This is a genomic window from Actinoplanes lobatus (genome assembly GCF_014205215.1).
In the GTDB taxonomy this organism is placed as follows: domain Bacteria; phylum Actinomycetota; class Actinomycetes; order Mycobacteriales; family Micromonosporaceae; genus Actinoplanes; species Actinoplanes lobatus.
Window position 1 is genome coordinate 436335 of sequence record NZ_JACHNC010000001.1, and the last position, 13794, is coordinate 450128.

Sequence of the window (13794 nt, forward strand, 5' to 3'; positions counted from 1 at the left end):
GCCGTTCAAGGCCAGGACGAGAGTGTCGGGTCAGACGCATGATGTCTCCAATAGGGTGGTGTAGGCCCAGCCGTCGCCGCGTTGCAGAAGCCGGCAATGCCGATGGTGGATGCCTTGGACCAGGCCGTAGCGGGTACGGATGTTGAAGCTGCCAGTGGTGCGGACCGCGACCCGGCCGAGGTGGGTGCCCCTTTTCAGGCCGGTGGATACGACGGCGCGGACCAGGTCACCGGTCGCGTACCCGTGAACGTGTTTGGTGCGGGGCAGGCGTAGGCGGGGGAAGCCGTAGCGGTCGGTGCGGGTACGGCTGTACGCGCCGCGGCCGGTTGCGGCCGCCGCGAGGATGCGGTGTGGCCAGCCGGTGACGGTGCCGAGCCGTCCGACGTGCAGCGCGTCGATGGTGTGCGATTTCGGCGCGGCGGTGCGGTGCCGGTTCCATTTCGTGCGCCCGCCGGAACCGACGTGTACGGGCAGCCCGGTACCGGTGAGAGCCCGCCACAATGCCCACCGGGTCGTGGAGACCGCCGCCGCGTTGTGCAGCGGCCGTTTCGCGTCGGCGAGGACCGTGGCGAGGACCTTCGGGCGCTCGGCCAGGAACACTTCGATCGGCTGGTTGCCTTTTATCTGGTTGCAGGCGATGCAGGCGAGGGTGAGGTTGGAGATCCGGTCGGAGCCGCCCCGCGAGCGAGGGTGGATGTGGTCGATGTTGAGCGGCACCCCCGACGCCGAACAGTACGCACACCGGTGCCGCCACTTGCCGAGGAGGTATTCACGGGTTTCGTAACCGTGCAGGGTGCCGTGCTGGTAGCCGATCCCGGACACATCAGGGTTTTGCAGCAGGTGGGCGTCGAACGCGACCCGTTCCACATGTACCGCGGTGATCGGAGCCCACCGGCGCAGCCGGCCAATCATCGACATGGTGCCGTCCACCCGATGCTGTAGCGACGGCCCCAGCCAACCTGCCGGGCGGGTGCGGTTGTCGAAACGCGGCTTGCGGTAGCGCAGATTCTTCGACCGCCGCCGCCGTCGATATCCGGCGCGGGCGGCCAGCCTGTCCCGGATGACACCGCCGCGGTGCATGATCTCCACCGCGAACATCCCTCTCCGGGCCGGACCTTCCGTATCCGCACGTGTGGATTGGGTGACAGTCTCGGCTTCCGTCGCCTCACGATCGCTTGCACCGGGGCCCTGTTCGCTGCCGGGTGTGGTCGTGAACACGGCGATGCCGGTCTTGCAGGAGCCGGGATCGATTCCCACTTCGACGCCGTCGATCGTCGAGTCGGTGGCGGTGCGATCTTTGAGCCGGATGACGAACGGGGTATGGCGGTGCACCACCGCCCGCCCTTTCCGGAGCAGCTCCCGCGCCCGAGCCGGGTGAGTGGGCTGCAATGGCCGGCCGGACCGGTCGAGGACGAACACAACTGGATGGCTGGTGCGGGTGTCACCACCCACGGCTCCCGGCACAGCGTCAGCCGTGCCAGGGTGACGCCGCTGTCCCGCTACCGGGACAACAGTCTCCCCTCGCCCATGTTGCACACCAGGTACCACCGTGCGGTGGTGTCCGTGCCCCGTTTCGTGCACTCTCGTCGGCTTGTCTGCTGACACGGATTCCAGAGCCTGGGGTTGAGGAAGCGCCCCAGGGTGGGTCTGCGATCTCGCATGCAACGTAGTCACCCCCTTTCAGAAGGTGTCTTGGGCTGGTCAGCTGTCTCTCACGGAACCGGGCCCGTCCTCGCAGACAAGCCCGGCCGTCAGAGCCGAGACGCTGACTTGCGCAGCAGCCTTCCCGCGCGCTCGCGCAGCACGTCGACCGCGGTGCCGGCGGCCGCCTCGGCCTTCGCCGCCCTGGCGTCGGTGGGGCCGAGCGCCCAGTCGGCGGTGTGCGCGGTGACCGGCTTCTTCCGGACCACCGCCTGGACCGCGAGTGGTTGCACCGCCCAGCGGCCGGCATCCCACCGGAGCAGGCCGAGGCAGGCGGTCGAGGCGGCGACCAGCGCCGGGGTCAGCGGACCGGCTTCGGGCAGCCGGTCCACATCGACGGCGAGGGTGACGCCACCGGCCAGCTCGAACGACTCCGCCCCGGCCGTATAGCCCTCCAGCAGCACCGGCTCGGCGATGACGGCCGGATGACGGTCCAGCGGGGGCACCGGCGCGGCGGTCGCCCCGCCCAGGCGGACCCGGGCCGTCGCGAACGGGTCGGCCGGCTCGCCCAGGACGGCCCGTGACTCGTCCCAGAGCAGATCGCCGGACGGGGTGAGCGGCATGCCGGCGATCTCGACCACGCGGTGCCCGGCCAGGGCGGCCCGGAACACCGGGAACGCGGTGAGCATCCGCCACGCGGACGGGCCGCTGATCGTGTCGACCTTGGCGGCCGCCACGCTCGCCCGGACCAGCCGCACCTGCCCGCCCGGTGTCTCCAGCAGGCCGTGCGCCTGGGCGCGGAACACCGTGGGGTGCTCGTGCAGGTCGGCGCCGAGCAGCAGGAACCGGCCGTCCGCCGGGGTGGCCGGCGGTTCGGGAAAACCGTCCTGGGACAGGAGCACGGACCTGGTCCACAGATCCGCCCAGCGGCGCACCGGGACCCGGTCGAGGGTGGCGACCGGGGCGGCGCCGCGCAGCTCGGCGGCGAAACCGTCGAGCAGGACGGCGAGCCGCCGGGTGGCCGGGGCGGCGAGCAGCGCCTGCACGGTCTGGGCGGCGCCGCCGGCCAGCTCGTGGTCGACCCCGCGCCAGCCGGCGATGGCCAGCTCGCGAAGCCAGGACCGGCCGCCGGCGAGCAGGCCACCGGACGGAGACGAGCCGCCGGGGACGGCCCACCGCTCACGGGACCGGCCGAGCGCCTCGTCGAGACCGGCGGCCAGCGCGTCGTGCGCGGCACCGAGCAGGGCGGCGCGGCCCCCGGCCAGCGCGGCCAGATGCTCGTCGGTGACCGCACCAGCGATGATCTTGCCGACCGAGTCGGCGACCCGGTCGGCGAGCGGCGAGCCGGCGAACGCGGCGGCGAAGGCCTCGCACGCGGCGGCCCGCTCCTCGTCGATCCGGGCGAGGCCGTGCACCAGGGCGTCGTCGAGGCCGTCGATCAGGGTGAGCGCCTCGGTGAGGCCGGCCGGGACCGCCCGCAGGGCGTCGGCGAGCATCAGCGCACCGCCCCGGCCGCCGGGAACCACTGCAACTCGGGCAGCGGATCGGTGGTCGGGGGCACCTCCAGATACGCCAGGTGGCGCAGGAAACCGCTGAACACCTCGGCGGCGCGGTTGGGCGCGGTCGTCGTGTGCAGCCCGGCCCAGAGATCCTCGGTGTTCTCCGGCAGCGTCACCTTCAGATAGCGGGCGACGCGGGCCAGACCGTACTGTGCGACGGCGGCGTCGGCGAGGGCGCGCAGGTGGTTGCAGGCGCGCGACCCGCCGGGCAGGCCACCGCACGGCCGGTTGTTGTTGGTGTTGCAGCTCAGGCCGTGGTCGCCGGCGGTGATGGACGAGACGTAGACACGCTCCACATCCGACCCGCTGGAGACCACCCCCTGGAGCCGGCCGTCGGCCAGCTCCACGAACGGCACCTTGGCCAGCTTGCGCGGCCGGGCGGGCGCGATGACGGGCGCTGCGCTGCGCCGCTCATGGACGGCACCCCCGTTGGTCACAACCAGACCTCCTCAGAAACAGGTGCCGAAGTTGTATCCCACGGGTACGACAAAACCGGATCGCCTCAGCGAGGCGATCCGGTCGGCGGGGTCGTCAGCCGAGGCGCCGGGCCATGTCGGCCAGCTCGCGGAGCCGGTCGAGCACCGCCGCCTTCCCCTCCCCGCCGGGCAGTTCCCGGTCGCCGGCCGGCACCAGCTGGTCGCGCAGCAGCTCGACGGCCTGGGCACGCGCATCCGCGGGCAGCTCGGCCAGCCACAGCGACCCGAGGTTCTCCCGGGAGATCTCCCGCAGGTAGGCGGCCGCCTCCGGGTCGGACAGCCGGTCGGCCAGGAAGTCGACGGTCCAGTAGAACAGGCCGCCGCCGGCGCTCCAGTCCAGATCCGGTCTCAGCACCAGTAGTCCCGCCATCACTTCCCCACCACGAAGACGCGCGGGCCCAGCCCTCGCTGCTCGATGAACCGCTCCACCATGGCCTTCTGTTCCGGCGTAAACCTTGACACATCGACCGGCACCAGGTCGGCTTTGTCCAGATGCCGTTCGATCTGGAACTGCAGTTGGGGCCACTGCCGCTCGAAGTAGCGGCTGTCGAAGTTGCCGACCGCGTCGTACGTCTTCCCGGTCTCGTCGACCCAGTCGGCGGACGAGCCCTTCTCGGCCCGGGTGAGCCGGACCCCGGTCTCCTCCTCGATCCGCTGAGCGCTCTCCGACTCCTCCGGACGGTGCCTGCCGACGGCCGGATCGTCGCCGAGGTCGTGGATCCGCTTGTCGTCGCCGTTCTTCCCGGGCTGCGGCGGCGGGTCGGCGCCGCCGTCCGGCAGCCGGTTGAGTTTCCGCAGTTCCTCGATCAGGTCGTCGAGACGCCGCACCCTGGGCAGGAGGTTGCGCAGGCTGGCGATGAGGTCGTGCACCCAGCGGGCGATCCGCGCGGCCCAGGAGGCGACGAGCGTGCCGACCTGCTCGACCACCAGCGGGGTCGCCGCGCCGAAGGTGGCGGCCACCTCGGCGGCGTAGGCGACCAGCCGGGACACCAGGGTGGCGATCGCGTCCCGGACCAGCTCGCGGACCCCGGCGACGAGCAGGCCGGCGCCCTCGGTGAGCGCGGCCATCGTGCCGGACGCCGCGGCCAGCGCGGTCAGGGTGCCGTGTTGCTCCCGGGCGGTCGCGCGGTAGGCCTCCCCGGCCGTACCGGCCCAGCCGGCCACGTCCCCCCGGACCGCGTGGTCGAGCCGGCCGGCCTCCTCTTCGAGGGCCTCGGCGATGTTGCGCCAGGTCCGCGCATACGCCGTGATCTGCGCGGGGTCACCGGCGAGCTGGTCGAGGGTGTCCCGCAGCGGCTCGACGTGCTCGATGATCCAGGAGACGCCGTACTGCAGGAGCACCCCGATCGGGTCGGAGGCCAGGGCCAGGCTGTCGAGACCGGCGCTGACCCCGCCGAGGCCGCCCTCCACCCAGTCCCGGTCGCGGACACCGGCGGCGATCATCTCGATGTCCTCGACGATCCACACCCCGGCCCACGGGTCGGGCGGCTGGTCGACCCGCTCGGCGACGAGTGTGCCGTCACTCACGACCCGGCCCGCCGGGCGGCGGCCACGTCGGCGGCCGCATAGCGCTCGCCGGTGGCGCGCACCCGCGCGGCCGATCCGAGCAGCGATTCCTCGGCCACCCGGATCCCGTCGGCGAGGGCATCGTGCAGCCCGTTCAGCATTCCTGGGACAAGGGCACACAATTCGCCGTACGCCTGAGCGCCGAGCCGCACCGCCTCGGACGCCTGCCCCACGTCACCGAGCACATCGGCGATCACACCGATGTGCCCGGCGTGGCTGATCAGATCCGCGGGCGTCACCGACACCGCGTCGTTTCCCCGGTCGACCACAGCTCCCCCATCCCGTACCTATGACATCAAGGAAGCTAGATGTCTTGGACGGCCCCTTTCAACGCTCTTCCGAAACCTGTGGATAACTCGGGTTTCAGCAGCTCAGGGCGGTGCTGTTGCCGGGCCGTGCCGGACAACCGAGGACGAACGGCTCCTCAGAAAAACCGATAATCTCCTCCTCAAGCGGTTTTAGTCGCATACAAGCTGGCCAGAAGGGTGATCCGGGCTAGAAGGATGCCGTCTTAACTGTCCCGAGCGGCCAGCCAGGGCCGCCGGGAAGCGGTGATCTGCCGGACGACATGGTCGCCCTGGGTTCGGCAGGGAGCGAGAGGCGAAACCGACCCCGAAGGACTTCTCGGCCTGCCCCGGCCGACGCCCTCGAGGACTACGGACATGAAGCTCAACCACGGCACGCCTTCGCGTACTGGACCGCCGATGGCTCCGGCAGCACTCCGGTGACCGCCACGTAGGGCGTCTTCGCGGGACCCCGCTCACCGTCGGCCGACCGTCCTTCCTGTCGGAACCGGGCCGGCGGCTCCTGACTCGGCACTTCCGGTCGTACCCCTCAAGCACCAAAAGTGTGCCGCCCACCAGGGCGGCGGACGCAGCACGCCCTTTTGTCTGCCGCTTCGGCGGCGAACCCGAGAGAAACACAGGAACCCCCCATGCTTCGTCAGCGTCTTCGCGCGGCCCGCGCCAACGACGAGGGCTTCACCCTCATCGAGCTCCTGATCGTCGTCGTCGTCATCGGCGTCCTGTCCGGAATCATCGTCTTCGGCGTCTCCGCTTTCAAGGACGAAGGCAAGAAGGCGACCTGCCAGTCCAACCAGAAGACCGTCGAGGTCGCGGTCCAGGCGTACTACGCCAAGAACGGTTCCTACACGGCCAGCCTCGCTGAGCTCAAGAGCAAGGGATTCCTCAAGTCGGAACCCGCGGGCATCACCATCGACGCCACCGACGGCACGGTCACGGCCGCTGGCTGCTGATTTGCCGAAGCCGTAGCGGGGCGAGGTGACCATTCACTCCGCCCCGCCACCCCTTCCGCCCGTCCGTCCCCTCCGGAGGTTCTCGTGCCCCCCACCGCGATCGGCAGCCGTGCCGACGTGCTCCTCGACATCCTGTGGCATGCCCGCGGCAGCGACCTGCTGCTGACCGCCGGCATGCAGCCGCAGATGCGCGTCGACGGCCAGCTGCGCCCGGTGACCGAGGCCCCGGTGCTCACCGGCGCCGACACCGAGGAGCTTCTCGCCGAGTTGCTCTCGGAGGAGCAGGCCGAGGAGCGGAGGGCCACCCACGAGTACGACTTCTCGTTCAGTTGGCGGGAGACCGCCCGGATCCGTGGCAACGCGTTCCGGCAGCGCGGCGAGACCGCGATCGCACTGCGGATGATCCCCGCCCACGTGCCGACCATGCAGCAGCTCGGCCTGCCGCCGGTGCTGGGCTCGTTCGCGCGCCAGCACCAGGGCCTGGTGCTGGTCACCGGCCCGACCGGCTCGGGCAAGTCGACCACCCTGGCCTCGGTGATCAACCAGATCAACACCGACCGGGCCTGCCACATCGTGACGATCGAGGACCCGATCGAGTACCTGCACGAGCACCGCCGCTCGATGGTGAGCCAGCGCGAGGTGGGCACCGACACCAACTCGTTCTCCGACGCGCTGCGCGCCGCGCTGCGTGAGGACCCGGACGTCCTGCTGGTCGGCGAGATGCGCGACCTGGAGTCGATCGCGTTCGCGCTCACCCTCGCCGAGACCGGTCACCTGGTCTTCGCGACGCTGCACACCAACGACACCACGCAGGCGCTGGCCCGCATCATCGACGTCTTCCCGGCGCACCAGCAGGCCCAGATCCGGGTCCAGCTCGCGGCCGCGCTGACCGGGATCGTCTACCAGCGGCTCGTCCCGCGCATCGGCGGTGGCATGGTCGCCGCGTACGAGGTGCTGGTCGCCGACACCGCCGTGCGCAACCTGATCAAGGAAGGCAAGCAGCACCAGCTGCGCAACGCGCTGGTCAGCGGTCAGCGCGAGGGCATGCAGACGCTGGAGCACTCGCTCTCCGCCCTGGTGCAGGCCGGTGTGGTCAGTTATGAGGAGGCGGCCGCCCGCAGCCTCTTCCCGCGTGACATCGAGGTTCGCCCCCGCACCCGGACGGGTGCCGGCTCATGAGGCTGCGCAACCGTGCCGAGCAGGCCGGCACCGAACCCCGCGCCGCCGTGCTCCTTCCCGAGCCGATCCGGCCCACCGACCTGAGCATCGTGAACGGCGGCCGGCGTCTCGGCGAGCTGCTGCTGTACGCCGGCCTGGTCCAGCACGCGCAGGTGCTGGCCGCCCTGAGCGCGGCCCAGCGCGGCACCGGCAAGCGCCTGGGGCAGCTGCTGGTCGAGAGTGGTGCGGTCAGCGACCGTGACATCGCCCGCGCGGTCGCCCACCAGCACGGTCTGCCCGTCGTCGATCTGCGTCAGGTCGTGCCGGAGGAGTCCGCCGTCGCGCTGCTGGACGAGGCCTCCGCCCGCGAGCTTCTCGCCATCCCGGTCACGCTCCAGGATGCCGAGGTGGCGGTCGTGGTCGCGCTGCCGTCGGAGGCGGTCCGCCAGGCGCTCGCCCAGGCGATCGGCAGGGCCGTCACGCTGGGGGTCGCGCCGGAGTCCGAGATCATGCGCGCGATCGGCAACGGCTATCGCGCGCTGACCGGCGTGGACGTCCATGTCAAGGCGTTCGAGGCCCGCGAGATCGGTCGCCGCGACGTGGCCCGGGCCGCCTCGCCGGCCGCGCACGAGGACGCGCCGGTCGTACAGGTCGTTCAGATGATCCTCACGCAGGCGCTGCGGGACCGTGCCTCGGATGTGCACATCGAGCCGCAGAGCGAACGTATCCGGGTGCGGTTCCGCATCGACGGCGCGCTGCACGACATGCTCGATCTGCCCGGTTCGATGGGCTCCGCGCTGGTCAGCCGCATCAAGATCCTCGGCGGCATGAACATCGTCGAGCGCCGGCGGCCGCAGGACGGCCAGATCAGCACCGAGGTCGAGGGCGTCGCGGTCGACATCCGGGTGTCGACGACCGCGGTCGTGGGCGGCGAGAAGGTGGTGATGCGGCTGCTCGACAAGAGCCGCCCGCTCTACGAGCTGGCCACGCTCGGCATGAGCCCGCAGATGACCGACCGGTACTCGGCGCTGCTGCGCGCCCCGTACGGAATGGTGATCTGTGCCGGCCCGACCGGCAGTGGCAAGACCACCACGCTGTACGGCTCGCTCAACGAGATCAACAGCCCGGAACGCAACATCATGACGATCGAGGACCCGGTCGAGTACACGTTCCCGTCGATCAACCAGATCCAGATCAACGAGGCTGCCGGGCTCACCTTCGCCGACGGCCTGCGGTCGATCCTGCGCCAGGACCCGGACGTGATCCTGGTCGGCGAGATCCGTGACGTGGAGACCGCCCGCATCGCCGTGCAGTCCGCGCTGACCGGGCATTTCGTGCTCTCGTCGCTGCACGCCACGGACGCCGTCTCGGCCCTGCACCGGCTGCTCGACATGGGTATCGAGAACTTCCTGGTGGCCTCGTCGGTCACCGCCATGGTCGCCCAGCGCCTGGTCCGCCGGATCTGCCGGCACTGCACCGAGCACTATCAGCCGTCGCAGCAGGAGCTGGCGCTGATCGCGGCGATCGGCGGCCGGCCGCCCCAGGGCGGGTTCGTCCGCGGGGCGGGCTGCAACTTCTGCGCGCACACCGGATTCCTGGACCGGGTCGGCGTCTACGAGATGATGCCGGTCAGTGAGGCCATCCGTGCCCAGATCCTGGCCAGCGCCGGGCACGACGAGATCCGCCAGACCGCCCGCCGCGAGGGCATGCGCACCTTGCAGGAGGAGGCGGCCCGGCTGGTGTCGGACGGCGTGACCACGCCTGCCGAGATCCTTCGCTCGATCTACGTTCCGGGGAGCTGACCGATGAAATTCACCTATACCGCGGTACGCCCGGACGGCCACGAGGTCACCGGCGTGTACAGGGCCGACTCGCGGGAGGCCGCCGAGCTCGCGCTCTACGACCTCGACATGCGCGGCGTCCGGCTGGAGGAGAAGAAGAGCCTGCTGCAGCTGGAGCTGACCGCGCCGCGCGTCAAGCGGGAGGAGGTCATGCACCTGTCCCGGCAGCTGGGCGCGTTCATCGCGGCCGGCCTGACGATCGTCGACGCGGTGCACACTCTCGGCGCCGAGGCGAGCAACTTCGCGATCCGCAAGATGATGGCCGGGGTCGAGGAGGGGCTGCGCCGCGGCGACACGCTCTCCGACTGTTTCGACCAGCACCCCAAGGTCTTCCCCGAGTTCTACCGCGGCATCCTGCGGTCCGCCGAGCTGACCGGGCAGCTGGACACCGTTCTCAGCCAGCTGGCCCGCTACCTCGAACGCGACCTGGAGGCCCGGCGCCGGATCACCTCGGCGATGATCTACCCCATCATGATCGCCGTCATGTCGGTGGTCACGGTGGTGATTCTGGCCGGCTTCGTGCTGCCACGGTTCCGGACCTTCTTCGCCGACCTGGACGCCGAGCTGCCGCTGACGACCCGGATGATGCTGGCCGCCACCGACTTCGTCACGAACTGGTGGTGGGCGATGCTCGCCGCGGCCGCGACCGGCACGCTGGCACTCGTCGCCGCGCTGCGCACCGACTCGGGCCGGCATGCCGTGGAACGTTTCCTGCTCCGCGTCCCGGTGCTCGGCACCACCATCCAGTTCACCCTGGTCGAACGGTTCTGCCGGATCTTCGCCTCGATGGTCAGCGCCGGCGTTCCGCTGCCGTCCGCCCTGCACGTCGCCACGTCCTCACTGCGCAACCTGGTCTTCGTCCGGGCGCTCAACCAGGTGAGCGAACGGGTTCTCCAGGGCGAGGGCCTGGCCTGGCCGCTCTCCCACACCGGGCTGTTCCCCGGCACCGCCGCCCGGATGATCCGGGTCGGCGAGGAGACCGGCACCCTGGACGCGCAGCTCGAGGTGACCGCCAAGTACTACGAGGGCGAGCTGGACTACAAGCTCAAGAAGCTCACCGCCCTCTTCGAGCCCGTGATGATCATCGTGATGGGCGGCATCGTCGGCTTCGTCGCGATCGCGCTGGTCTCCGCGATGTACGGCATCTTCAACCAGGTCCACATCTGATGCGGGCCACCGGAGACCGCTCGGACGGCGGCGAGACGCTGATCGAACTGATCGTCGCGATCGCGCTCATGTCGACCGCCGTGGTGGCCGTGCTCGGCAGTCTCGTCACCGCCATCACGGTGTCCGACATCCATCGCAAGCAGACCACGGCCGGCGTCACCCTGCACAACTACGCCGAGGCGATCACCCGTACCGTCGACGCCGGCGGATATCCCGCCGGATGCGGCGCGCTCACCGCGAGCTTCACCCCGCCGGCCGGCTATTCCGCGTCGATCAAGAAGGTCGGCTACTGGACCGGGTCCGCGTGGTCGAGCGGCTGTTCGACGGACCGCGGGCTGCGGCAGCTCACGCTGGAGGTCGCGAGCAGCGACTCGCGGGCCGTCGAGAATCTCGTCATCGTGGTGCGCAAGCCGTGCGGACTGGCGGACGCGCTATGCGGCTGACTCCCCGGACCGCGCGCGACGACGCCGGCTTCACCCTGATCGAACTGCTGATCGTGGTCGCCATCACCGCGGTCATCGTGGTCCCGCTGGGCAACGCGCTGATCCTGTACTTCCGGAACACCGACGCCACCGCCGCCCGGATGTCGCTGTCCCACGACGCCCAGATCAGCGCCGCCTACCTGGCCCGCGACGTGGCCGCGGTCGGCCTGCGGGACCTGGACACGGCCGGGCCCGGCGGAACCATCCCGTTCAAGGCCTCGATCCAGGTGAACGCGGCCTTCGACGCCGGCGGCCAGGTCTGCGGCACCTCGGCGACACCCGCCGCGAAGATCCGGCTGCTCGCCGACGACTGGGACGCCTCGACCAGCCCGGCCACCCGTGACACCCGGATCGTGGCGTACTACCTCGCGCCGGCCGGCACGGTGAGCGAACTGCACCGGCTGGTCTGCGCCGACGGCGCCACCACCGACATCGTCGTCGCCCACCACGTCGACCCGGCGACCTTCACCGTGTCCTGCGCGAGCCCCACGACCTGCGAGAGCGCCTCGGTGCCGCAGACGGTGACCCTCGCCTTCTCGGCCACGCTGCCGGGCGCGGACCCGTACCCGATCACCCTCACCGGCCACCGGAGGCAACAGTGAAACGCCGACCCGACGACGAAGGCGCCGCGCTGGTCCTGGTGCTGATCGTGATCTCGGTCGTCGCGGTGGTGCTGGGCGCGCTGCTGACCTACGCGGACACCAGCCTGCGAACCACCATCAACCTGCGCGCCCAGGCCTCGGCCGTCGCGGACGCCGACGGCGCCGTGCAGGCCGCGATCAACAACATCCGCAACAGCACGTCGACCGCCGACGGGAAATGCTTCGGGTCGTCGAACACGCTGTCGCTGCCCTCCTTCGACGGCACCGGCTCGGCGGCCGTCTCGTGCAGCACCGACGAGTCGTCGGCCGTACGGATCCAGTGCCCGTCGCTGAGCAACTGCAACCGGCCCGGCAACGCGATCCTGACGCTCGGCGACATCGCCGGCGAGGACGGCCTGTCGATCGCCCAGCCGAACTCCGCGACCTTCCGGGTGCACGGCAGCATCTACTCGAAGTCGACGATCGACGTGGCCAGCGGGTCGCTGAGCACCAGCAGCGGCGTGTACGCCGAAGGCGCGTGCACCGGCTCGATCCAGAGCACGCCGGCCAAGAAGTGCTCGTCGGACGCGCACAAGGCGCTCGGCAAGGACCCGGACTACACCCCGACCGTCAGCACCGCCCCCGACTATCAGCCGATGCCCGCCTGCACCAGCCAGAACTCGGTCGTCGAGTTCAGCCCCGGCTACTACGACGACGCGGTGGCCCTCTCCGAGATGATGAGCGGAAGCGGCAAGAGCAAGTGCCGGGGAAGCGTCTGGTGGTTCCAGCCGGGAACCTACTACTTCGACTTCCACAACACCGGCACCGGCACGAACCGGAACCCGCTGCTCGACTCCGGCGACAACGTCTGGACGATCAACGACGGCAAGCTGGTGGCCGGTACGCCGACCGGCACCCTGTCCTCCTCGACGAGGATCCCGGGCGCCTGCGTCAACCCGATCGACGACGCACGGGCGAACGGCGTGCAGTTCATCTTCGGCGGCGACAGCCGGATGGTGGTCAGGGCGGGCCAGGCCGAGATCTGCGGCGGCTGGAACTTCAGCAGCGGCAGCACCCAGCCGCCGGTCGCCGTCTACGGCCTCACCTCCGGCGACGACTCGACCGCCACGAAGACGCCCCCGGTGACCAGCGTGGTGTCGAAGGGCGACTTCACCGACGCTACGGTCGCCAAGCTCGACACGGTCGACGGCTCCGGCGCCACCTTCAAGAGCCCGAACAAGAACGCGAGCGGGTCACTCACCGTCGAGGTCGCGCCGAAGACGGCCGTTCCGGCCGGATCGATTCTCAAGAGCGCGACCGTACGGGTGATCCACCGGCACAGCACCGGCTCGGGCAACGACCCGTCCACCGTCGTGGTCACCCCGGCCGCCGGCGGCCGGGCCCAGACGGTGAACCTCCCCGGCGGGGCGCCCTCGGCCACGAACTGGCAGACCGAACAGGCCTCCCTGCCCGTCGACACCACGGCGGGAAATCTCGCCGATTCGATCTACCAGTACGGTTTCGACGGCGCGCAGATCAAGGTCACCAGCACCCCCGGGACCAAGGACGACATCGAGTCCATCGACGCCATCCAGCTCGAGCTGTCGTATGTGGCCCCGGCCCTGCGCGCCGAGTCCGGCTGCGTGACCCGCGGACCGTACCCGGGCAGCTCGTCCTCGTGCGCGGTCATCATGACCACGAACAGCCCGGGCAGCCAGCTCTACGTGCAGGGCACCACCTACACGCCCAAGGCAGCCCTCGACATCAGCCTGAACAACCTCTCCGAGCAGGTCTTCCGCTTCGGCGTGATCAGCCGCTCCCTGCACATCAAGCAGACCGGCAGCTTCGCCTACCTCGGGCCGGTCATCGAGGTCCCGGACGACGCGCCGGGCTTCGCGTACGCCGTCTACCTCACCGCGTACGTCTGTCCCGCTGCCCCGTCGTGCGCCACGACCGGCACTCCCCGGCTCCGCGCCAAGGTGGCGATCGTCGACGCGGTGCCGTCCGCTCCCGTCGCCGGCAAACGCCAGATAGCCATCCTGAACTGGACCCCGGCCGGCTGACCGGG

At 70.5% G+C, this 13794-nt stretch carries 13 protein-coding genes; 7 read left to right on the forward strand and 6 right to left on the reverse strand.

The features are described from left to right. Positions 1–30 precede the first annotated feature (30 nt). From iscB to BJ964_RS01905, 6 genes are all read right to left on the reverse strand, one after another. Positions 31–1674, reverse strand: coding sequence for an RNA-guided endonuclease IscB (iscB, locus tag BJ964_RS47680; RefSeq protein ID WP_307838034.1), 1644 nt, complete (start codon positions 1672–1674; stop codon positions 31–33). 77 nt (positions 1675–1751) lie between these two features. Next, positions 1752–3137: a hypothetical protein gene (locus tag BJ964_RS01885; RefSeq protein ID WP_188119044.1), complete on the reverse strand. Its 1386-nt coding sequence runs from the start codon at positions 3135–3137 to the stop codon at positions 1752–1754. Beyond that, positions 3137–3637 (reverse strand): hypothetical protein, encoded by a 501-nt coding sequence (locus tag BJ964_RS01890; protein WP_188119045.1) that lies wholly within the window; start codon positions 3635–3637, stop codon positions 3137–3139. Before BJ964_RS01890 ends, BJ964_RS01885 begins: the two co-directional genes overlap by 1 nt. Positions 3638–3731: 94 nt before the next feature. Then, positions 3732–4031: a hypothetical protein gene (locus tag BJ964_RS01895; protein ID WP_188119046.1), complete on the reverse strand. Its 300-nt coding sequence runs from the start codon at positions 4029–4031 to the stop codon at positions 3732–3734. Between the two features lie 14 nt (positions 4032–4045). After that, a complete protein-coding gene (locus BJ964_RS48960) occupies positions 4046–5203 on the reverse strand; it encodes a WXG100-like domain-containing protein (protein ID WP_229806702.1) in 1158 nt (385 codons plus the stop codon). After that, entirely contained in the window at positions 5200–5511 is a 312-nt protein-coding gene (locus BJ964_RS01905; RefSeq protein ID WP_183215719.1) for a type VII secretion target, read from the reverse strand. Before BJ964_RS01905 ends, BJ964_RS48960 begins: the two co-directional genes overlap by 4 nt. Before the next feature lie 665 nt (positions 5512–6176). Between BJ964_RS01905 and BJ964_RS01910 the strand changes: the two genes are divergently transcribed. The 7 genes from BJ964_RS01910 (at position 6177) to BJ964_RS48965 (ending at position 13789) form a co-directional block, all read left to right on the forward strand. Beyond that, the gene (locus BJ964_RS01910) at positions 6177–6497 is read left to right on the forward strand and encodes a competence type IV pilus major pilin ComGC (RefSeq protein WP_188119047.1); all 321 of its coding nucleotides are present in this window, start codon (positions 6177–6179) and stop codon (positions 6495–6497) included. 84 nt (positions 6498–6581) lie between these two features. Next, positions 6582–7676, forward strand: a complete 1095-nt coding sequence (locus BJ964_RS01915; RefSeq protein WP_188119048.1) for a type IV pilus twitching motility protein PilT — start codon at positions 6582–6584, stop codon at positions 7674–7676. Further along, entirely contained in the window at positions 7673–9457 is a 1785-nt protein-coding gene (locus BJ964_RS01920; RefSeq protein WP_188119049.1) for a GspE/PulE family protein, read from the forward strand. Before BJ964_RS01915 ends, BJ964_RS01920 begins: the two co-directional genes overlap by 4 nt. Positions 9458–9460: 3 nt before the next feature. Continuing rightward, positions 9461–10663, forward strand: coding sequence for a type II secretion system F family protein (locus tag BJ964_RS01925; protein WP_188119050.1), 1203 nt, complete (start codon positions 9461–9463; stop codon positions 10661–10663). Beyond that, entirely contained in the window at positions 10663–11106 is a 444-nt protein-coding gene (locus BJ964_RS01930; RefSeq protein WP_188119051.1) for a type IV pilus modification PilV family protein, read from the forward strand. Before BJ964_RS01925 ends, BJ964_RS01930 begins: the two co-directional genes overlap by 1 nt. Further along, on the forward strand, positions 11097–11747 hold the full coding sequence (locus BJ964_RS01935) for a prepilin-type N-terminal cleavage/methylation domain-containing protein (protein WP_188119052.1): 651 nt from the start codon (positions 11097–11099) through the stop codon (positions 11745–11747). The genes BJ964_RS01930 and BJ964_RS01935 overlap by 10 nt, the downstream gene beginning before the upstream one ends. Further along, positions 11744–13789, forward strand: coding sequence for a hypothetical protein (locus tag BJ964_RS48965; protein WP_188119053.1), 2046 nt, complete (start codon positions 11744–11746; stop codon positions 13787–13789). Before BJ964_RS01935 ends, BJ964_RS48965 begins: the two co-directional genes overlap by 4 nt. Positions 13790–13794 lie beyond the last annotated feature (5 nt).